At 43.4% G+C, this 22,245-nt stretch carries 17 protein-coding genes; all 17 read left to right on the forward strand.

Features of this window, described 5'->3' with window-relative positions:
- Positions 1–95: 95 nt before the first annotated feature.
- Positions 96–1,451 carry an MATE family efflux transporter gene (locus tag ACR2F7_RS06345; RefSeq protein ID WP_432712742.1) on the forward strand — a complete coding sequence of 452 codons (1,356 nt, stop codon included), beginning with the start codon at positions 96–98 and terminating at the stop codon, positions 1,449–1,451.
- A 12-nt stretch (positions 1,452–1,463) separates the two neighbouring features.
- Positions 1,464–2,186 (forward strand): glycosyltransferase family 2 protein, encoded by a 723-nt coding sequence (locus tag ACR2F7_RS06350; RefSeq protein WP_432712743.1) that lies wholly within the window; start codon positions 1,464–1,466, stop codon positions 2,184–2,186.
- Between the two features lies 1 nt (position 2,187).
- Complete coding sequence (locus tag ACR2F7_RS06355) at positions 2,188–3,384, forward strand: EpsG family protein (RefSeq protein WP_432712744.1); 1,197 nt, start codon at positions 2,188–2,190, stop codon at positions 3,382–3,384.
- Between the two features lie 24 nt (positions 3,385–3,408).
- Positions 3,409–4,608: a glycosyltransferase family 4 protein gene (locus tag ACR2F7_RS06360; protein ID WP_432712745.1), complete on the forward strand. Its 1,200-nt coding sequence runs from the start codon at positions 3,409–3,411 to the stop codon at positions 4,606–4,608.
- A 6-nt stretch (positions 4,609–4,614) separates the two neighbouring features.
- Complete coding sequence (locus ACR2F7_RS06365; RefSeq protein WP_432712746.1) at positions 4,615–6,357, forward strand: glycosyltransferase; 1,743 nt, start codon at positions 4,615–4,617, stop codon at positions 6,355–6,357.
- Between the two features lie 36 nt (positions 6,358–6,393).
- Positions 6,394–7,242, forward strand: a complete 849-nt coding sequence (locus ACR2F7_RS06370; RefSeq protein ID WP_432712747.1) for a glycosyltransferase family 2 protein — start codon at positions 6,394–6,396, stop codon at positions 7,240–7,242.
- An 11-nt stretch (positions 7,243–7,253) separates the two neighbouring features.
- Positions 7,254–8,012, forward strand: a complete 759-nt coding sequence (locus ACR2F7_RS06375; protein WP_432712748.1) for a glycosyltransferase family 2 protein — start codon at positions 7,254–7,256, stop codon at positions 8,010–8,012.
- A 49-nt stretch (positions 8,013–8,061) separates the two neighbouring features.
- On the forward strand, positions 8,062–9,228 hold the full coding sequence (locus ACR2F7_RS06380; protein WP_432712749.1) for an MraY family glycosyltransferase: 1,167 nt from the start codon (positions 8,062–8,064) through the stop codon (positions 9,226–9,228).
- Positions 9,229–9,429: 201 nt separating this feature from the next.
- Entirely contained in the window at positions 9,430–11,148 is a 1,719-nt protein-coding gene (locus tag ACR2F7_RS06385) for a capsule assembly Wzi family protein (RefSeq protein ID WP_432712750.1), read from the forward strand.
- A gap of 153 nt (positions 11,149–11,301) precedes the next feature.
- Positions 11,302–12,984, forward strand: a complete 1,683-nt coding sequence (locus ACR2F7_RS06390) for a capsule assembly Wzi family protein (RefSeq protein WP_432712751.1) — start codon at positions 11,302–11,304, stop codon at positions 12,982–12,984.
- A 117-nt stretch (positions 12,985–13,101) separates the two neighbouring features.
- Positions 13,102–13,881 (forward strand): polysaccharide biosynthesis/export family protein, encoded by a 780-nt coding sequence (locus ACR2F7_RS06395; RefSeq protein ID WP_432712752.1) that lies wholly within the window; start codon positions 13,102–13,104, stop codon positions 13,879–13,881.
- Positions 13,882–13,943: 62 nt separating this feature from the next.
- Entirely contained in the window at positions 13,944–16,331 is a 2,388-nt protein-coding gene (locus tag ACR2F7_RS06400; protein WP_432712753.1) for a GumC family protein, read from the forward strand.
- A 21-nt stretch (positions 16,332–16,352) separates the two neighbouring features.
- Positions 16,353–17,645 (forward strand): nucleotide sugar dehydrogenase, encoded by a 1,293-nt coding sequence (locus ACR2F7_RS06405; protein WP_432712754.1) that lies wholly within the window; start codon positions 16,353–16,355, stop codon positions 17,643–17,645.
- A gap of 10 nt (positions 17,646–17,655) precedes the next feature.
- Positions 17,656–18,636 carry an SDR family oxidoreductase gene (locus ACR2F7_RS06410; RefSeq protein WP_432712755.1) on the forward strand — a complete coding sequence of 327 codons (981 nt, stop codon included), beginning with the start codon at positions 17,656–17,658 and terminating at the stop codon, positions 18,634–18,636.
- 12 nt (positions 18,637–18,648) lie between these two features.
- Positions 18,649–20,103 (forward strand): lipopolysaccharide biosynthesis protein, encoded by a 1,455-nt coding sequence (locus ACR2F7_RS06415; RefSeq protein ID WP_432712756.1) that lies wholly within the window; start codon positions 18,649–18,651, stop codon positions 20,101–20,103.
- Between the two features lie 382 nt (positions 20,104–20,485).
- Positions 20,486–20,938: an adenylyltransferase/cytidyltransferase family protein gene (locus ACR2F7_RS06420; protein ID WP_432712757.1), complete on the forward strand. Its 453-nt coding sequence runs from the start codon at positions 20,486–20,488 to the stop codon at positions 20,936–20,938.
- A gap of 229 nt (positions 20,939–21,167) precedes the next feature.
- Positions 21,168–22,241 carry an iron-containing alcohol dehydrogenase gene (locus tag ACR2F7_RS06425; RefSeq protein WP_432712758.1) on the forward strand — a complete coding sequence of 358 codons (1,074 nt, stop codon included), beginning with the start codon at positions 21,168–21,170 and terminating at the stop codon, positions 22,239–22,241.
- Positions 22,242–22,245 lie beyond the last annotated feature (4 nt).

Consider the following 22,245-nt stretch of genomic DNA (forward strand, 5'->3'; position numbering starts at 1 on the left):
AAAGGATTGCTGGTTGGCGGCTTTTTAGGGGCCTTTCTATCTACCCTGGTTTTATGGATCAGGAAAATTACTGATGAAATTCTAAATTAATTATTTTGAAGATCCTGACCTATACCCGAGACTTTTTTTCCAGGGGCCATCAACGAAGCCTGTTGGCTAAGAAGAATATCGCTGGAACATTTGTTTTTAAAGGTGGTTCTATCTTGATCTCCCTACTTTTAATCCCACTGATGATAGATTACATCAATCCTTCACAGTTCGGTATATGGCTCACCATCAGTTCATTTCTCACCTGGTTTGCGTTCTTTGATATCGGTTTTGGCAATGGATTGAAAAGTAAACTCGCCGAAGCCATTGCTAATGGACAGACAACTTTAGCCCGTAGTTATGTCAGCACCACCTATTTTATGCTTATCGTAATCAGTGGAGTCTTGCTGCTGTTGTTTCTTGCTTTTCATGCCTTCATCGATTTTGCCAAAATCTTAAATGCCCCGGCTGGCTTGGCAAAGGAGATCAGCACCTTGATGTTGGTTGTTTTTTCCATGTTTTCCTTTCAATTTGTATTGCAACTGATCAATGTGGTCACTGCGGCAAGGCAAAATACGGTGATGGCCTCCCTCATTGGTTTTCTAGGTAATTTCCTCAGCCTCATTGTCATCTATTTGCTACATCAAACAACCAGTGGCTCATTATTATACCTCGGACTGGCATCCACCACATGCCCGCTTTTGGTGTTCCTGATTTTTAATTTAATTCTTTACAAGGGCAGCTATAAGGCTTATGCGCCGGCTTTTAAATATGTCAAACGTGCTTACCTCAAGGATTTGTTTCATTTGGGTATTAAGTTCTTTCTGATCCAGATCGGCCTGATCTTCTTATATCATGCAGATAACCTCATTATCAGCAATGTCATTTCCCCGGCAGCGGTAACCACTTTCAATGTTGCTTTTAAATATTTCTCCGTCATCACCATGATTTGTGCTATTGTGATGACCCCTTTCTGGACTGCATTTACCGAAGCCCATGCAAAAAAAGATGTCGCCTGGATAAAACACACCGTGCGTCAGCTACTGAAATTCTGTGTGCTCCTGTTTTGCTTCGGCTTATTGATGCTGTTTTTAGCAAATCCTATCTATCGATTGTGGGTAGGATCTGCCATTCAGGTTCCCTTTTCCTTATCCCTGGTATTGTTTTTTTTTACTGTATTAAATACCTACAGGTCCATCTTTAGCTTTTATTTTAATGGAACAGGTAAAATCATGCTGCAGCTTTACCTTGTTGTTATTTCAGGATTGTTGAATATACCCTTAAGCATATTTTTGGGCAAGACCATGGGCACCACGGGGGTAGTGTTGGCAACGACCATTTTATGTGCTGGTTGTGCAGTGGTTGAAACGCTGCAGTACCAGAAATTAATTAATAACCGGGCAACCGGCATCTGGAATAGGTAAAAGAGGGAAATCATGACAAAGCCTTTAGTATCTATCATTACCGTCGTTTTGAATAACAGGCAGGGTATAGAAAGGACCTTGAAAAGCATTGCGGCCCAAAAGTATGTACCTATAGAATACATCATTATTGATGGGGGTTCCACCGATGGTACACAGGAAATCATCGGTGATTATGCTGCGCTTCTTCATCAATATATATCCGAACCCGATGGAGGAATATACTATGCCATGAATAAAGGAGTGGCACTTGCCCATGGAAGTATAGTGGGTTTGCTAAATAGTGGGGATCATTATGAAGCTGATGCTATTGAAGCAGTCGTTAACGCCTATCTGGATTATCCCGAAGGTGATATATTTCACGGCATGTTAAGGGTCTTCGATCAATCCGGTGCATTTAAATCAGTTATAGGCAACCATAGTTCTTTCCTGTCAACAGGTATGATTGAACATCCTGCCTGCTTTGTCAAAAGAGCAGTGTATGAAAAACACGGGGGCTTTAATTTGAACTATAAATCTTCTTCTGACTATGATTTCATGCTCAGGATGAAGCGGTTGGGCGTGAATTTTGTTTTTATAGAGCAAATACTCACCAATTATTATACTGGCGGAATATCCTTTCAGACAAGAGCCTTACTGGAGACTTTACAGATCAGGAAAGCCTTTGGATTGATTTCCCCATTAAAAAAAATGCTACTCGAAAATATCATCAAACTAAGGGCTTTCCTAAAGAAATAAAATGTTTTACTTCATCATCTTTTTGATTCTTGGCTTGTTTGGCTTTCTGGAGATCACATCCATCCCCAGGGTCTATAAAAGCGTTTTGCTGATCTGCAGCTTTTTCCTGTTATGGTTCATCGCCGGACTCAAATTTGAGATGGGTGGCGACTGGCCCTCCTACAGGGAGTTTTTTCTGTATGTGGAACCTTTAGAGCAGGTGTTGACAACGAAGAGTCCCACATTTACCTACAGTTACATGGAACAGGGCTATAAAGTACTTAATTCGGTCATTAAATCCCTTGGTGGCAGTATGCAGGTCGTGTTTTTTATCATCGCCTTTTTCAACGCCTTATTATTCTTCAAAGGTTTACAGTTATATGGCGTATACCCAGTTTTAGGCGCATTAATCTATTATAGTTCAGTTTATTTCCCCTTAGATATGATTGCCATCCGACAGGCAGTGGCCGTTCAGCTGTTCTTTATTTCCTTGTATTTTATTTATCAAAGGAGATTCTGGCCTTACTTTCTGCTGGTCACCATTGCCTTTTTATTTCACCGCTCGGCTATTCTATTGTATCCTTTATACTTTGTGCTGCATAAAGAATGGGGTAATAAATTATACTTGCTGCTGTTTCTTTTTAGCGCCTGTATTTTCTTTTTGCAAGTGCACTGGATGACAGGCCTGTTAAACTGGGTGGCCGATCAAATGGGAGGCCATACCAGCTCCATCATTAAAATGTACCTCAGCTCAAACACCTATGGCGTAAACCGGGTGCTCAGTGTAGGAGTGTTGATTAATTTCCTGCTTTTTTTCCTGTACATGATCCACCGAAAGCAGTTGAAGCAATACCGCTTTTATCCCATTTTCTTTAATCTCTTCCTGATCAATGTGGTCGTGTTTTTTGTTTTTTATGAATTTATTGAGATCAGCAACAGGTATCGGTTTTACTTTTTATTATCCAATGTAATCTTGTTGCCTTATTTGATTACGCTTTATAAAGATGTTTATTTCAAGGCCGTTACCTATGTCGGCATTGTTGCATTCTCTTTTTTATATGGCAGGGCCGTTTTTTTAGAAGAACCGAGTGCTATCGCTTTTAACCCCTACCAGAACTACCTTATCCATGTGATTTTCGATACCAAAAGCGATGGAATGGAACGCTTGAAAAAAAGCGACAAGGAGTATATCGAATCCAGAAAAAGAGATAATGATTAAAACGGAATGGTATTTAAAAGGAGTATGTTAAAAGTAGTATTTGTAGGCCATAGAGATTTATATTTCGGTGCAGAGTCGGTATTGTTTCGGGTGATGATGATTGTCAAAAACAAAGGCATCGCCCTTCCGCTGCTGGTACTGCCAATATCGGCTGCAGCGGGCTTCCGCAGTCAGTTTAAAGACCCACCGAATAAAAATCATCAGCCTCAGGACATTAAACGTGTTCACTTCAAGCTTCTCAATGGTAGTTTGATCCGAAGCATAGTCTGTTTAATTTACCAGTTGCCAGCGTTGGTCAGGCTTTATATTTACTATAGAAAACAGCAGGTAGATGTTATTTATACCAACACCATTGTCAACACCATAGGTCCTTTACTTGCCTTGATGTTAAACAAGCGCCACATCTGGCATTTACACGAACAGCCTACACCCGGAAAATTCAAATGGCTCCCCCGGGGCTTGTTTCCCTTCTATCGTTTCCTGCTCCGCCAGCCACAGAATACCATAATTTTTGTCTCCCGGCAGCAGCAGTCGTTATGGCAAAATGAATTTGGCTGCACTTTCCCTAACAGCAAGGTTATCTATACGCCACCAGAAAGGATTCAAACTGTACCTCAAGATTTAATAGAGCAGCATGATGATCTTCAGGAACGAGCTTCTGCTGCAGCTTCAGGAGAACAAACCATTCCTTCCACGATAAATTACGGTTTTTTAGGCAGCTTCACCGCTTCTAAAAACTTAGACAGCTTACTCCGCTGCTTTGCTCAATTACAATCAAATTACCCTGATCAGAAATGTCAACTATTTCTGATGGGGGAAGGGGAAATGGAGGCCAACTTAAAAATACAAATCAAGCACCTAGGGTTACAGAATTCAGTAACACTTTTACCATATTCCAGGCAAACAAACAGTTTTTTTACAGCCATTACAATATTTGTGTTGCCTTCCTGGTTTGAATCATGGGGCTTGGTAGCGCTTGAAGCGATTGCCCAGCAAAAAAACCTCATTTTAACCCAAAACACGGCCCTTACAGAAGTGCTAGATCAAAGAGATTGCCGTTTCATAGACCCTGAGCAGGAGGTAACACTTTATGCGGCCATGGAACGGTTGTTGATCGATCCTGTACTCAGAAGTAAGCTGGCGAAACATGCCTTCCAGACCCTGCAGCGCCTAAATTTAGCTGCGGATTTTGAGTTGGCCATCACCACCTTATTTATAAAGTAATGCCCCATGATGTCTTTGCCTCCTTTACTGTTGGCTGTTGTTGTGTTATATAAACAAAGCCTCAGCGAATCCCTCACCATCAAAAGTCTGCAGCAAAACCTAGATCGAAATGGGTCCATGCTTGACCTATATATCTATGACAACAGTCCTGAGCCGCAAGCCACAGCAGCAAGTTTTTATTGGCAATCTTTCCATGTTTATTACCATCATGATCCTCAAAATCCAGGGGTCAGCAAAGCATATAATGCTGCCGCCCGCAAAGCCGAAACGCTGCACAAAGAATGGCTGCTGCTCCTGGATCAGGATACCCGGTTTGAGAATGACCTGCTGGAAACTTTTGCCGCAGCAATTGCTAAAAACCCGGAGATCAAATTATTTGCCCCTTATTTAAAACTTAAAAATGATTTAGGACATGAAAGTGGCCTGATATTTTCTCCATACAGGGTCAAACACCAGCGTGGCTATCCTCCAGGCAAAATATTGCCGGGCGTACATCTGCTGCGACAATACAGTCCGGTTAACAGTGGAATGCTGGTTCAGTTACAGCTTTTTAAGGAAGTAGGGGGCTATAATGAAAAGGTGAAATTAGACTTCTCAGATTTTCAGTTTATAGATAAGGTAAGGCCCCTGTCGCCCTTGTTCTTTCTTATTCCGGCGGTTGGCTGGCAAAGCTACTCTAACGATGAACCCTCGGTAGAAAAACAGCAGGAGAGGTTTAAACAGTACCTGCAAGATGCGCTTCATGCAAATAAACACAGCTTGGCAGCACGCATAGGTTTCTTTTATGCGGTAACCCGGCATGCTATAGGCTTATCTGTCAAAATGAAAGATGCTTCTTTTTTAACTTTATACTATAGATACTATCTATATCTATTGATCAGTTCACAGCATAACCTCCAAGACAGGCAAGAGATGCAGAACCATCAAGACCAGCTTGAACTAAATTATCAGCATAGGGAATCCGCTCAACAAAAAATACAACAACAAAGGCTAAAGAGTCAGCTTTGGTTGCGGCCGCTTGAAGGAGCTCATCATTCCGTTTGCATGGCGACTTATAACGGCGAAAAATATATTGCAGCACAAATAGCTTCCATTTTATCACAAATAGGCCCTCAAGATGAGTTGATTATTGCTGATGATGGCTCTACCGATCAAACCGTGGCAGTGATCCGTTCTTTCAAAGACCCCCGCATTAAATTGTACCAGGACTATGTTTTCCTTGATCCCATTAAAAATTTCGAGTATGCGCTGCAGCAGTCGAGTGGTGAGTGCATTTTTCTGGCCGATCAGGATGACATCTGGCTGGAGGGAAAATACAAACAGCAGTTGGCACAACTTGAGAAATATGCCCTGGTGGTGAGCGACTCTATCATCGTCAATGCGCAGCTGGAGGTTTTGCATCCTTCTTTCTTCGAATATTTTAACTCCGGCCCGGGCATCATCAAGAATATTTTTCGAAGCTCCTATTATGGTTCCTGTATGGCTTTTCGCAGGGCCGTGTTGGAGGCGGCCTTGCCTTTTCCCGATACAAAAGAAATAGGGCACGACTTATGGCTTGGCCTGGTGGCAGAGTTTCGTTTTTCCGTCCTGTTTTTCCGACAGCCCCTTGTGCAATACCGAAGACATGATGCCGTTTTTACTTCCGAAAAGGTGGGAAAAAGCAGGCGTAGCTTCACGCGTAAAATATATGGGCGTATGGTCATGATCAGGGAGCTCTTTAAATTTTTAACAAGGCCGAAATCAGTATAGCTACCCCATCAGGAACTCATCATAAATAAATTAAAGATGAAAATCAAAGATAAAACCACTCCCTTTCTGGAATATCTTTATAGCCTTTTCTGGAAAATAAGCCGGTTCAGCTGGAAGATGATGCCCCAAAAAGCGAGTCATGATATGACCAACCATCGCTACAGCATCGGCATCACCACCTATGCAAACCGCTATGAAACCCTTTTTAAGCCCTTTTTGCTTCAATTGCTTAAAATTTTCAATGATACAGAGATCATCATCGCCGTTAACGGCCATTACCACCAGGACCTGCAGCGGGCTTACCTTGATGAAATAAATTCTTTTGCAAAACAATTCAAAAATGTGAAGGTTGTAAGTTTTATGGAAGGCCAGGGCTTAAGTAAACTCTGGAACCAGCTTATACTGAATAGTACAAATGAAAAAATACTCATTTGTAATGACGATCTGGAAATCTCTCCCCTGTTTAGAAGAGACCTGGAGCATGTCGGCATATTAACCCAAAATATCGCATTGATTAACCAGAGCTGGAGTCATTTTCTGATATCAAAATCCATCATCAGGCAGGTCGGCTGGTTTGATGAGCGGTTTCCGGCAATAGGCAATGAAGATGAAGACTTTGAGAGCCGTCTGGTTTTAATGGGCATCCCTCTGGGGATGTTTCATTTCAGAAGCATCAAAGCCGTCAGGACCATCCCTGTAAGTTATTCTTATGGGGCAGAGGTAGAGCTGGTCAATGGTAAATACCTCAAATCGAACAAAGCGTTTTTTGACAGCAAGTGGGATACAGCAACAGCACCTGTAGAGGGTTACCATTACGTCAGGATTTTAAAAGCCTGGGTGAAGCTCAGGGAAGGCATGGAAACACCGCAGTTTTACAATCAATAATTTAAGGCGTCATGGTACCAGGTTTAGTGTCGGTGATTACCCCAATGTACAATGGAGAAAGATTCGTTGGGCAAACAATAAATTCTGTGATCAGTCAAAGTTACCCCTTATGGGAAATGATTATCATTGATGATGGCTCCACAGATCAGGGGGCAAAGGTGGTAAGCAACTTTATGGGGCATGACTCCAGGATACAGTTGCTGCGGCAGGCCAATGCAGGCTCCGCAGCGGCACGCAATAAGGGCATCCGGCAGGCAAAGGGCCAATATATAGCGCTGCTGGATGCTGATGACACCTGGAATGCCGATTTCCTGGAGAAGCAGCTGGACCTGATGCGGCGTAAAAATACAGCCCTGGTTTATGGCTCACACACCCGGATCGATGCAGATGGAAAAGAAATTCTGCGGCCATTTATCGCCTCTGAGAAAGAAGATTATCATTCTATGCTTAAAACCTGCTCCATTTCCTGCTTAACAGGACTGTACGACACTAAACCTTATGGAAAAGTGTACCTGCGGGAAGGTATGAAAAGCAACCGCGATGATTATGTGTACTGGCTCGACATCCTTAAAAAAGTAAAGGTTGCCTATGGCAACCAGGAAGTATTGGCCAATTACCGTTTGCTGCAAAATTCTGCAACTGCTAAAAAAAGTAGGGTCATTATTCCACAGTTTTTAGTGCTTTACAAAATTGAAAAATTAGGACTGTTTAAAAGTCTGTACTATTTAAGTACCTGGGCGGTGTATGGGTTTTTAAAATATTGGAGATGAGTCTTTTGGCTTTATTCTTGCGTGAGTTTTACTGTTAAAAAATAGCAATATGGTTTTCACCCTTATCTTTTTTTTTAGCCTCCTGGTTGTAGCTTTTGCCATCCCTCCGATCATTAAAATATCTATTGAGAAAGGATTGTTTGATGAGCCTACAGAGAGTCGTAAAGTACACAGCCGTATTGTGCCGAATTTTGGTGGCATCGCCATATTCTTTGGATTTTTATTGTCCTGTTCCCTCTTCATTCCATCCAGGTTCCTGCCAGAGGCCCATCTGCTGATGGCCGCCGGGCTCATCTTATTTATGGTGGGTTTAAAAGATGATATTGTTGGGTTAAGTCCCTTTAAAAAGTTCCTCGCACAATTCGCCAGTGCTTTTATTGTATCTATATGGGCAAATATCCGCATCTCAGATTTAAATGGCATTTTAGGCTATGAAGAAATCCCCTATTGGGCAAGCATCCTGTTAACCTCCCTGTTTATGGTGGGGGTGGTGAATGCCTTTAACCTCATTGATGGGGTAGATGGCTTAGCGGCCACCTTAGGGGTCATCTTCAGTTTAATGTACGCTTGTCTATTTTTTAAAGCAGGAGAAATAGGCTGGGCTTACCTGTCTATTTCTTTAGCAGGAGGGCTCATCGGCTTTTTATTTTTTAACCTTACTCCGGCTAGGATCTTTATGGGCGATTTAGGCTCCTTATTGATCGGCTTTATTGCTGCAATCACCAGTGTAAAATTCCTGGCCGTCAGCAATGAACATGAAATTATGATAGGGCCTCTGCAAATCACTTCTTCGGCAGGACTAGTGCTGGCCATACTGATTATTCCTATTTTTGACACCATGCGGGTGTTCACTTTACGGGTCATCAGCAATACCTCACCTTTTACAGCCGACCGTAACCATGTGCACCATAGGTTGCTATTTCTGGGCTTAACACATGTACAAACTACGCTGGTTTTGGCGTTGGTAAATATTATGTTCATTGCCTTGGCACTATCGTTGCAGCAATTGGGCAATACAGCAACTATAGGTTTGCTGATGTTTACCATCCTGACCATTAATGGGGCCATGTCCATCTATATCGAGCGTTATAAAAAGGTCTTAATAAACAATGTTAATTTTTCAGGCAGAACATCATTTGAAAAACATAAGATACACAATCAACCGCCACACACCAGGTTTGGCGATACGATTTTAGAAAATATAGTAAAGAATTAAAATAAAAGGAGTTTACAAAAGGACTGACCACTTCCTGTGGGTCAGGAAAGCTTGCTGTGTCCACACCATAAAACGCTCTAGAGCAGCGCTTCTCAAATCAATACCAGCTACAACTAACATTCATCAATAAGTTCCTATAAATAAATAACCTTAATCAAGGTAAATGATTAATTAATTAACGTCTAGCAAATAGGTAAGGAAATGAAATTTTGCATTGTGTCCACCTGTCTCTTGTTTTTAGGCCTGGGGCAGCAGCTTTTTGCGCAAACCATCCCTGTAGGTTTGTTTAATGGAGTAGAGGATGCTTACAGAAGGCAGCAGCTGCTGGGAAATGACCAGTCGAATCGTTCTTATATGATCAGGCCTTTATATATCACCGAGTTCGACCAGCTTAGCAAAGAAGAAGAGCGTGATAACGGTGCTATTTCTTTAACCGACTACAGAAAGGAGATTAACCTGGGCATCTTTCCAGAATTTCTTCAAAAGATCAGGCCAAGGGGTTTTAAAATGTATGCTTTGCCGGTGGTCTGGCAGCAGCAATACAATAGTCACCATCCTTATGGAATGAATGATGGGTCTATGATTCAAGCTAAGGGTTACCAAACCCAGATTTCTGCGGGAATCTATGCAAAACTAGGTCCTTTCAGCATGCAGTTCAGGCCAGAATTTGTGTACAGCCGCAATGAGTTCTTTACTATTTTACAGGAGAGCAATACGGCAAAAGAATTTAAGACCTCGGAGTTGATCATCCTGAACAGAATTGATAATCCGGAGCGAATGGGGGTTCAAAAGTACAAAGACATCAGCTTAGGGCAAAGCAGCATCAATTTAACCTTCGATCCAATATCCCTGGGGCTTTCGAATGAAAATCTATGGTGGGGACCAGGGGTGAGGAATGCCTTGCTGATGACCAATAACGCTGCAGGATTCAAACACCTCACCCTGCATACCGTCAGACCGGTGGATATTTATATAGGTCACCTCGAAGGACAACTGATTGCAGGTAAACTCTATCGTTCCAATATCAGTAATATACTTTCTGAGCTGGTGCCTAAAGTTAATGACTGGCGTTACATCAACGGCATCGCCATCAGTTACCAGCCTAAATGGGTGCCCAACCTCTTTGTGGGCTTTGACCATTCTTTTGTGGTGTATAACCATGCCATGGGGAAGAGTTTCAGTGATTATTTACCTGTATTCAGCGCCTCCGAAAAGCCTAATTATCCAGATTTAAAGGGATATGTCAATGGTCAGGATGCTAAAGAGCGTGATCAATATATCTCTTATTTCCTGCGTTATGTGCTACCGGCGAGTAAAGCTGAGGTTTATTTCCAATGGGGAAGAAACGACAGGGCTTTTAATACGCGCAATTTGGCGACAAAGCCCGATCATACCAGGGCCTATATTTTCGGTTTCCGCAAACTGATTCCGCTGCGGACTGATGCAGAATTTATCATGTTTGAAACCGAGGTCACCCAATTGGCTAAACCACCTTCAGAAGATAAATTCAACAATGGCGAATCCTGGTATACCCATGCGCAGGTGCGTGATGGTTATACCCATTTAGGGCAGGTGTTAGGTGCAGGGATTGGTCCGGGCAGCAACATGCAGTCCTTTGATGTCAGCTGGGTCAAGGGCTTAAAGAAAATAGGCTTCGGCATGGAGCGTATCGATCAAAACAGTGATTTATATTACCAGAGTGGCACCACAGACCCCCGTCGCCATTGGATTGATTTGGGCTTCAATGGTAAGTTTAACTGGAACTTTAACAAGCTGGTGCTCAATACTACCGTCAACTATACACATTCTTTCAACTACCACTACGGACTGATCCAGCAGAAAGGGACTGGGGCATGGGACTGGGAGCAACAGGATGTCAACAATGTACATGTTAAACTAGGGCTTTTATATCATTTTTAACAACACCAACTGCCATTTTAACAACCACCAACTACTATTTTAACAATGCCAGTTGATCATATCCTAAGGCTTTTGAAACCTATTGCTCATCTAGCCTTAAGCATAACCCCAGCATTCCAGCATAACAAATTTTACAACCTAATTTTTAAAGGTATGAAATTCATGAAGTTTGTCTGTTTACTATACCTGCTTATACTGGCTAAGGTTTCCGCTGCGCAAACCTTGCCTGTAGGCTTACTGTATGAAACAGATGATTTATACAGAAGACAACAACTTTTGGGTAAGGACAGCTCCAGGGCATCCCTGATGATCAGACCACTCCACTTGTCGCCTCGAACACATATGCAGCTTTCCGATGATCTCTATCTGGAAGACCTCAACCGCCTGATCGTGGAATACCCTAAATTAAAAGCACGCCTTTACGCTTTGCCAGTCGTATGGAAACAGCAATATAACACGCACCATCCTTATGGCATGAATGATGGTTTAATGGTGCCTTCCCGCGGCTATCAAACTATGGTTTCTGCAGGCATCTTTCTGGAAATAGGACCTTTAAGCATCCAGCTGCGGCCAGAATATGTGTATGCAGAAAACAAAAATTTCAGGCAGCAGTATGAAGTCGACAATGGCAAAGAATTTAAGAGTGGTTACACGCTCTACTACAATTCTATAGATGCCCCAGAACGATTTGGCGAGGGGCGATATGAGAAACTCAGCTGGGGACAAAGCAGTGTCAGGCTCAATGCAGGGCCGGTATCCCTGGGCTTGTCGAATGAAAACCTATGGTGGGGGCCCGGCATCCGCAATTCCTTGTTGATGAGCAATACTGCCGCGGGATTTAAACATCTCACTTTAAATACCCGCAGGCCCATCAATACTTATATAGGCTCCTTTGAAGGGCAAATTATTGCAGGCAAACTGGAGGCTTCGGGGGAGGCCCTTCCGCCAGAGCCCATCTTCAGGCCCAAGAAAGACGACTGGCGTTACCTTTCTGGCATCGCGGTAACGTATCAGCCAAAATGGGTGCCGCAGTTATTCCTGGGCTTTGACCGCAGTTACATGGTTTATGAAAATAGCATGGGCCACAATTTCAACGATTACTTTCCCATCTTTTCGGGGGTGCAGAAACGTGACCTAAAGTTTGACACATCTACGGGCTCTGATGAAGAAGATCCCCGTAAATGGGACCAGCGGCTGTCCTTTTCTGCGCGCTGGGTGATGCCCGAAACCCATGCAGAAATCTATTTCCAATATGGCAAGAATGACCATAACTATAATTTCAGGGATGCTTTTGTAGAGCCAGAACACAGCAGGGCTTATATTGTTGGTTTTAGAAAACTGTTCCCTTTAAGAGCCGAAGGGGCATACCTGCAAGCGGGCATAGAAGTTACGCAGCTGGAAGCCGCACTCACCAGGATCACCCGGGGGGCAGGTTATTGGTATAGCCACAGTTCTATCAAGCATGGGTATACCAACGAAGGTCAGGTGCTGGGGGCAGGTATAGGCTCAGGCAGCAACCTGCAATCGCTGGATGTGAGCTGGGTGAAAGGACTCAAGAAAGTAGGCCTGCAATTTGAGCGGCTGGTGCAAAACAATGACCTCTTTTACCGGGCCTTTCGGACCAAACCAGATATCAGGCGACATTGGGTAGACCTCAGCGTAACCGGTAAGTTTAACTGGGATTATAAGCGCTTTATGCTCAACAGCCAGGTGGCCTACATCAGGTCCTTGAACTACCAATGGGAGTTTGCCGGTGCCACTGGAAACTTCTGGGATTGGGATCAACAGGATGTCAATAACTTCCATGTAGAAATTGGGCTACTTTACCGTCTTTAAATAAAATTTAAGCCCTTATTAACTTATACACCTAGAATTATACATATTTATTCTACTTATTTAAATTGTGATCATTATATATTATCTTTATTAAGCTATATTAAACAGTGTCCTGGGATGAGAAACAGACTATATATACTGACGGTGGTCGCCATCGTCATCAGTTCATGTGCTTCAAATAAACAACTTCGTTATTTCAATGACCTGCCAGAAGCAGACCGGATAGAGCTGCCACACATGTCTCAGGTGGAGCGCACCGTTCAGGATGGCGACCGTTTATTAATCACCATTGGTGCGCAAGATCCTGAGGCTGCTGCCTTATTCAATGCCTATGGAGGGGTTAACTCCAGTGGCGTCAACAGTTCTGGCGCCGTCAGGTCCGAATCAGAGATTGTGGGTACGCTGGTAGATGCTGATGGCACCATTGAGCTGCCTTATATGGGTAAAGTTAAAGCCACAGGCCTCACCTCCATGCAATTGAGAGATCAGCTCACCCTGTCGCTGGTTAAATACCTCCGCGGACCGCTGGTGACCGTTAAATTCTTTCAGATTAAGTTTACCGTGCTAGGGGAGGTCCGCAATCCGGGTACTTTCACACTCCCTTTACAAAGAACTACCTTTTTAGATGCCTTAGGTGCGGCCGGCGACCTGCCTATTTCCGCTAAAAGACACGATATTCAAATTTACAGGGACTATAATGGCAAAAGAACCATTTTTAAAGTAGACCTGCGTAAGAAAGACCTCCTCTATAACCAGGAGCTTTTCCAGGTGAGGCATAATGATGTCATTTATGTGCAGCCAAGGGATAGTCGCCGCTTCAGTGACGAATCTCGCTTCTACGCCTCAATGGTCACTTTAACAGTAGGGATCATTGCCATATTTACGCGGGTTTTTTAAATTTTTACCGGGGTTTATTTAACATGTCCGGTTTACAAAAAAGCATATTAATATATTGTTAGATGGAAGATTTTTTTGAGAACGGCAAAGCAACACAGTCCGAAATGGGCTCATTTGACTTCAAACATTATTTGTCTAAACTGCTTGCCAACTATGTGTGGATCATCATCTCTTTGCTCATCACGCTGTTTTGTGCTTACGTTTATTTGCGCTATGCCACACCAAAATACCAGCTTACCGGTTATATTATTGTCGGGGGACAAGCATTGGAGCAGGGTACCACCGATATCCTGGCCAATGCAGGCCTGGTGAGTGGCTCAGAAAATACCGCCTCTATTGTCAGCAACGAGATATTTATTTTACGTTCCCACCAGCTGAACGGGCAGGTGGTAGACTCTTTAAAGCTGGCTATTGCTGTTTCTAAGCTGGGGCACTTGAGAGATCAGCCGGTGTTAATTGATTCCATGGCTGTGGATATTAACGTTCACAAGGGAGATCCTGACTATGGCAGCCCCAAATATATTCTGGAGCTACAGCCGCAGGGTTACAGCATAAAAGATGATGGCGTAAACTATAAAGGGGCCTATGGGCAAAAGCTGATCATCCACACCGATACAGTGCTGATCCGCAAAAAACCGGGCAAGGCTATCCTCGCTGATACCTATTCCTTACAGCTCAACGGGAGAACAAATACCATTAAAAACTACCTGTCGAGGCTCACCGTAGAGCAGGCTAAAAACGGGGGAATCGGGTTATTGAAAATCTCTGTAGTAGATGAGCTTCCTGTCAGGGCCAGTCAATATATAGAAATCTTAATTCACTCCTATAATGTTTCCTACCTGGAGTACCAGAATCAGGCCATTAAACGGGCCCTGGTGTTCCTGCGCGAACGTTTAGAGACGGTCAGTGCAGAGTTAAGTCAGCAGGAAAATGCCTTACGAGATTTCAAAGCCAGCAACCAGATTTATGATGTATCGCTCACGGCGCAGGAGTTATTGACTAACCTGCAGTCTTTAGACACCCAAAAAAGCCAAAGCGACTACCAGGGCCAGCTGTTGTCGCTGGTAGAATCGAGCATTAAAAATGCGTCGGGCAAAGAAGAAATTGTAGCCTCCACCAGTGGCTTGCAAGATCCGGTGTTGAGTGCCCAGGTAGAAGCTTACAATACGCTGGTGATCAGAAAGCAGATGATTTTAAACTCAGGCACTAAGGATGACCCACGCCTGGCCCCAGTAAATGATCAGCTGGCAGATATGCGCAATAACATCCGCAAAAACATCACTAACATCAGGAAGCAATATAACGCCACAGAAAGAAGTGTAAGTAAGGAGGAAAACAAATATTTGAGCAAGTTCAAGGGCCTTCCGGAAAAGGAAAAGCAATATGTGGAGTTGAACAGGAAGTTCACCATCAAGGAAACACAATACATATACCTCTTACAGAAAAAGGAGGAAACTGAGCTACAGCTGGTGAGCTCCAATGCCGAGCGTTCGCGCCCGGTTGATGACATCCTGAGCGATGGCATCGTGTCACCGGTAAAGGTCACTATATATAGTTTTGCTGCCCTGCTGGGCATCTTGATCCCTTCAGCCATTGTCTTTACCAAAGTCATCACCAATCAGAAAATAGAAACACGGAAGGAAATTGAGAAAGGCACCACGGTACCGATTTTGGGCGAACTGAGTTTAAGCAAAACGGAGGAGGCCATTGCCATCACCACCAATAACAGGAGTGCCCTGGCTGAGCAGCTGCGTGCTATCCGTACTAATCTTTCCTTTATGGGGGCCAACAATAAACACAAGGTTTTTGTAGTTACTTCCAGTGTGGGTGGCGAAGGAAAGAGTTTTGTGAGTTTAAACTTAGGTAACAGCCTTGCCATCAGCAACAGGCGGGTGGCGGTCTTAGAGCTTGACTTACGGAAACCTATCCTTTCTAAAAACCTGGGTGTCAACAATTCGGTAGGGATCTCCAATTATATCATCAATGAGAGCCTGCAGCCAGAAGATATTATACAACCTGTAAAGAACTGTCCAAATTTATATTTACTTAATTCGGGCCCGGTACCACCAAACCCCGGAGAGTTAATTATACATTCGCGGATGGCAGAATTGATTAATTATTTACGGGAGAACTTTGATTTTGTTATCTTGGACTCCCCGCCGGTAGGCCTTGTAGCAGATTCATTAAGCCTGGCAAAATTGGCTGACATCAGTCTTTTTGTGCTGCGGCCAAATCACTCCCTGCGCAGTGCCATCCAATTGATCAACGATCTCCAAAGAGGCAAGAAGTTTCCGCGACTTTCCCTGGTCATAAACGGGATACAGCCAGACAAGGGTTATGGGGGTTATGGCAACTATGGCAGTAAGGGCTATGGTTATTACTCCGATGATGAGGTGAATAAAGAAAGTAAATTTAAATCGATCACGAACACAATATTCAAACGCAACTAAATTTTTAAACGTAATTACTTAATGGACAAACAAGAATCACCTCTACAGGCAAGGATTGCAATTATTGGACTAGGTTATGTTGGACTGCCCCTGGCAGTTGCTTTTGCTAAAAAATATACTGTTATTGGTTTTGACATCAACCAAAACAGGATTCAGGAATTAGAGGCCGGTATTGACCGTACCCTCGAAATTGATCAGGAAGAGTTACTCGAAGTGGGCCGCAATGGTCTTTCTTTTAGTGCAGACCTGGAAGACCTCAGGGATTGTGATGTTTTTATCGTCACCGTTCCCACACCGACAGATAAAAACAACAGGCCCGTATTAACGCCTTTATACAAGGCCAGTGAAACCGTAGGGCGCGTTTTAAAGAAAGGCGCCGTTGTTATTTATGAATCTACCGTATATCCAGGGGTAACCGAAGATGAATGTGTACCGGTTTTAGAAAAGATCAGCGGGTTGAAGTATAATGAAGACTTCTTTGCAGGTTATTCTCCGGAGCGGATCAACCCGGGCGACAAGGAGCATACGGTTACTAAAATCATGAAGGTAACGTCGGGTTCTACGCCAGAAATTGCTGAATATGTAGATCAGCTGTACCGCTCAATCATCACCGCAGGCACGCATAAAGCCAGCAGCATCAAAGTGGCAGAGGCGGCAAAAGTTATTGAGAACTCACAGCGCGACATCAACATTGCTTTTGTGAATGAGCTGAGTAAAATTTTCAACCGCATGAATATTGACACGCACGAAGTGCTGGAAGCTGCGGGTACCAAATGGAACTTCCTGAAGTTCAAACCCGGTTTAGTTGGCGGGCACTGTATCGGTGTAGATCCCTATTACCTGGCACAAAAGGCGCAGGAAATGGGCTATCATCCGGAAATTATTTTAGCAGGACGCAGGCTGAATGATGATATGGGAGCCTATGTGGCGCAGGAGGTCATCAAGCTGATGATCAAAAGAGATATCCAGATCAAAGATGCCAACATCCTGGTGCTGGGCTTCACCTTTAAGGAAAACTGTCCTGATGTGCGCAACAGCAAGGTAATCGATGTCATCAGGGAATTCAAGTCCTATAACACCCAAGTACATGTTTACGATCCATGGGCAAAACCCGCAGAAGTATTACATGAATATGGGCAGGTGACCTGTAACGACTTTGAAAAGATCAAAGAGCAGAAATATGATGCCGTTGTGCTCACTGTGGGCCATGAAGAGTTTTACAATATCGACTTATCGGCCCTTAAATGCGATTCCTGTGTGGTATATGATGTTAAAGGGTTTTTGAACAAAGCAGAAATAGACGCCAGGTTATAAAATGAAGCAGATGTACGATATTAATTACCACCAAGAAGAACTAAAAGATAAAACCTTCCTGGTTACAGGAGGTGCGGGCTTTATTGGCTCCAACCTGGTCGAATATTTATTAAAATATGGGGCAGGCAAAGTGCGGGTGCTGGATAACTTTTCCACGGGATCGATGCGCAACCTGGAAAATTTCAAGGATCATCCTGCTTTTGAACTGATAGAGGGCGATATCCGCAATATTGAAGTTTGCCGTACAGCGGTAGAGGGCATTGATTATGTGTCGCACCAGGCGGCATTGGGCTCGGTTCCGCGCTCTATCAATGATCCGGCAACGAGCAATGATGTCAACATCTCGGGTCATTTAAACATGCTGCTGGCCTCGCGGGATGCGCAGGTAAAGCGCTTTGTTTATGCCGCCAGCTCCAGCACCTATGGTGATCACCCTGAACTGCCAAAAATAGAAGAGAAAATTGGCAAGCCCTTGTCGCCATATGCGGTCACCAAATATGTCAATGAGCTCTATGCACAGGTTTTTTCCAGCACCTATAACTTCCACACCATCGGCTTAAGGTATTTCAATGTTTTTGGGCCGAGGCAAAATCCTGCGGGGCCCTATGCGGCGGTCATCCCTTTATTTATTGAGGCGGCCTTAAAAGCAGTAGCCCCAGTGATCAATGGTGATGGCGAAACCAGCCGGGATTTCACTTTTGTGGAGAATGCTGTTCAGGCGAATGTCAAAGCGATGCTGCTTCCGGAACTCACCAATTCTACGGTGCTGAACATCGCCTATGGCGAGCGGACCACCCTGAATGAATTGTGGAAAAGGATCGCCGGAGTTTGCGAAATTGACATTCAACCGGTTTATCGGGAAGAGCGTAAAGGCGATGTCAAGCATAGCCTTGCTGCCATCGATAAAGCAGCGTCCATCATCAATTATCAACCACATGTTTCCGTCCTGGAAGGCATTTCCATCTCTCTGCAATGGTATAAAGAAAATTAATCTTTACAGGCTTTGGCTTCGATCAAGAAAATAGTATTGAGCGGTTTTTTCTGGTCCATTATCAACCAGATGAGCATCACGCTGACCGGACTTGTTATCTCAGGGGTATTATCGAGGTTGGTCAGTCCTTCAGAATATGGCATTGTGGCGATGGTGACCCTTTCTACGGGATTTTTAAATGTGATCAAAGATTTCGGATTCGGAGCGGCCTTAGTACAAAAGAAGGTCGTTTCGGATGCTGAATACAGCACTGTTTTCTGGTTCAACATGATTATTGGGGCAAGTTTAACGCTGCTTGTATATGCGGCGGCCCCTTACATAGGCGCTTTTTTCAGGGAACCAATGGTGGAGCGGGTCATGAAAGCGCTGTCCTTCACCTTTACGCTCAATTCCATTGGCATCATCTGGAGTAATAAACTGACCAAGAGAGTTGCCTTTAAGCAGATTTTCTACAGGAACTTTGTCGCTACCCTAATTGCAGGCATCTGTGCCGTGATCCTTGCTTTCCAGGGTTTCGGGGTATGGGTATTGGTGAGCCAGATTTATATCTCGATGACGGTCAACTCCTTTTTAAACTTCGTGCAGGTGCGCTGGCTGCCCACGTTCACCATGAAGAAAGTGTATATCAAAGACCTCATCCGTTTTGGCTTACCACTTCTTGCCGATCAGTCTATTAATTACTGGGCAAGAAATATCGACAATTTGCTTGTGGGTAGAATGTTGGGGAAAGATACTTTGGCTTATTACAGCAAGGCCTATAACCTCATGCTATTGCCGGTGAAGCAGCTGACCACCACGCTGACCAAAGTTTTATTTCCTTCGTTTTCCATGATTCAGGATAACAAGGCGCAGATTGCACAAATCTATTTAAAGATCTCCGGGGTGGTCGCCTTTATTGCCTTCCCGATGATGATCTGTTTATCGCTTTTGGCAGAGCCGTTGATCCTGATTGTTTATGGCAATAACTGGCGGCAGGTGATTCCTATTTTCAAGATACTGAGTATTCTGGGGATGTTCCAGTCGCTGCTGGCCATGAGTGGCAATATTTACCTGTCGTTGGGCAAAACCAAAATGATGTTCAAGATTGGGCTTTTCTCCAGAACAACAGTCATCGCCGGCCTGGTTACGGGCTTATACCTCCATGGCATTATGGGCATGGTTTATGGCTATTGCATGGCTTCAGGCAGTGTTTTCTTTCCTGAACTGTATTTTATAGGAAAGCTGATTAACCTCAGCCTGAAAACGATTATCCTGAATTTTATTCCCTATCTGCTTTTGGCCAGCTGTTGTTATATCTGCGTGCGTTTAGGCTTTCATCGGCTGCACCTTCCCCTGGTATTAGATTTTATAGTGCAGGGGCTCTGTTTTGGTAGTTTATATTTACTGCTTAACTATCTCTTTAAGACCAAAGCGTTTACCAATATTTATACACTTGTTAAAGAGCGTAAAACAATGACTAACATTTGAATTAAATGCTTTTTACAGGAAAAGATGTGCTTCATCAATTAAAGAACCTCCTACAATTTTCATTCTGCAATGACCTTAATTTACCTGTTCATAAAAAGTCCCATTATTTATAACATTACACTCTGCGGCAACTACTTATATCTTTCATTAAATATAAATCCGGTTGCTAAATTGTTTAAATATATTTCAGAATCAGGAATAAAAAATCCTTAAATTAAAACACATTAATAGCATAGGACAAAAATGAAGATAAATAGCCTTATAAACCGCACAGCGCTTTTTTAAAAAGAAACAGTCGATTAATGAGGAACAATCGAAGGAAACAGGCAAGAAACAATCCACGAAAAGACAAGCACAAAAAGCAATATTTGGAATCAAAACGATGGGCAATCAAGAAAAGGACAGCAAGAACGTTTATGTCATCGGGGTATTTGACCTTTTCCATAGGGGGCATGTTGAATTATTAAGGCGGGCGAAAGCTTTAGGCGATAAGTTGATCGTAGCAGTGAACAGCGATGACATGGTTTCTACCTATAAAAGGAGGCCTTTCTTCACTGAAGAGGACAGGTTAGTTTTAGTGGAATCCTGTAAATATGTAGATGAAGCTTTTATTATCGGGGTCTATGACAATAAAGAATATATCCAAAAGTACAAGATTGACATTATTGTACATGGTGACGACTGGGCAAAGGAAAGTTATATGGAGCAGATCAGGGTCGACAAAACCTTTATGCAGGCCCATAACGTTCAGCTTTTCCTGTTGCCTTATACCAATGGCATCAGTACTTCCGATCTGATTAAAAAGATTAAAGAAACAAACGATTGCAAAGATTGAAATATACCCAAGCCAATGAAGCCTTTTTTGGACTTTACTTATTACAAATTGAATAAGAGGAATAGGGCAATTAAAAAGATCATCAACAAAATAATTACTCAATTCTAAGTATCTCCCCATTTAAAGGCTAACAAGAACACACATTCGACCAGCATCTATCTGAATAAAAGACCAAAGAATAACGTCTAAAAGCAATTCACAAATTTTAAACGTATAAAAACTTAAGGTAATGATATTCAAGCAATTGTCGTATTTACCCATCATCTTCCAGGTGGATGAAAACATCATTTACGGGACTTCTGAATTCTTGAAACGAAACAATTTGAATTTCAATCGGGTGATTGTGGTTTCGGGTAAGTCGCATTCCAGGCATTATGCCCAGCAGCTCATTGGCAGCAAGCCATGGGAGCAATATTGCATCGACGATAACACTTTCGAGGAAGTAGAAAAGCTGAAGAACCATATTGAGCACAACCGTTATGACCTGGTCATTGCCATTGGCGGGGGCAAAGTTTTAGACACCGTTAAGAGGGTGGGCTACCTGATTAACATCAACCATTTATCTATCCCCACTATCATATCCAATGACGGCTTAATTTCTCCCATTTCGGTGATCAAAAACCAGCATGGAAAAACAGAGAGCATCCCGGGGATGATGCCTATGGGGGTGGTGATCGACCTTGACATCATCCAACAATCACCCATCAATTACATCAGGGCGGCTTCTGGAGATATCCTGTCGAACTTGTCGGCCACCAATGACTGGGTGCTGGCCTACCAGAAGAACATGGATAACATCAATGACATAGGTTTTCATTTATCCAGGAGTGCCGCCAATGCGCTGCTCTACTTCAACCAGATCGAGCTTAAGTTTAAGCCTTTCCTGCGGATGGTGATCCAGGGGCAAATCAACTCCGGCATCGCGATGTCCCTTGCCGGCACCAGCAGGCCCTGCAGTGGCAGTGAACATTTAATCAGTCACGCGATATCCTTTCTAGGGCTCATGGAAGATGTTTTACATGGCATCCAGGTGGCATCAATCAGTCTTTTTACGTTGTTTCTGCAGGGGAAACTGCAGGACATCCATCTCCACTATGCCATAGCAACGGGTATTCCTTTAAATTTTACCACCATGCTGGCGCATCCAGATGTGGCGTTGCTGCGAAAAATATACCACCTGTCAAAACAAATGAGGCCCGGAAGGTACACCGTGCTGGATGAGCTCAACGAAGAAACCTTTTTAAAACAGGTGGTTGCCTACGAACACTATATCAATGAAATCTCGAGGATCACAGTACGCTAACCCA

The sequence above is a fragment of the Pedobacter sp. genome (genome assembly GCF_045628745.1).
Taxonomy (GTDB): Bacteria; Bacteroidota; Bacteroidia; order Sphingobacteriales; family Sphingobacteriaceae; genus Pedobacter.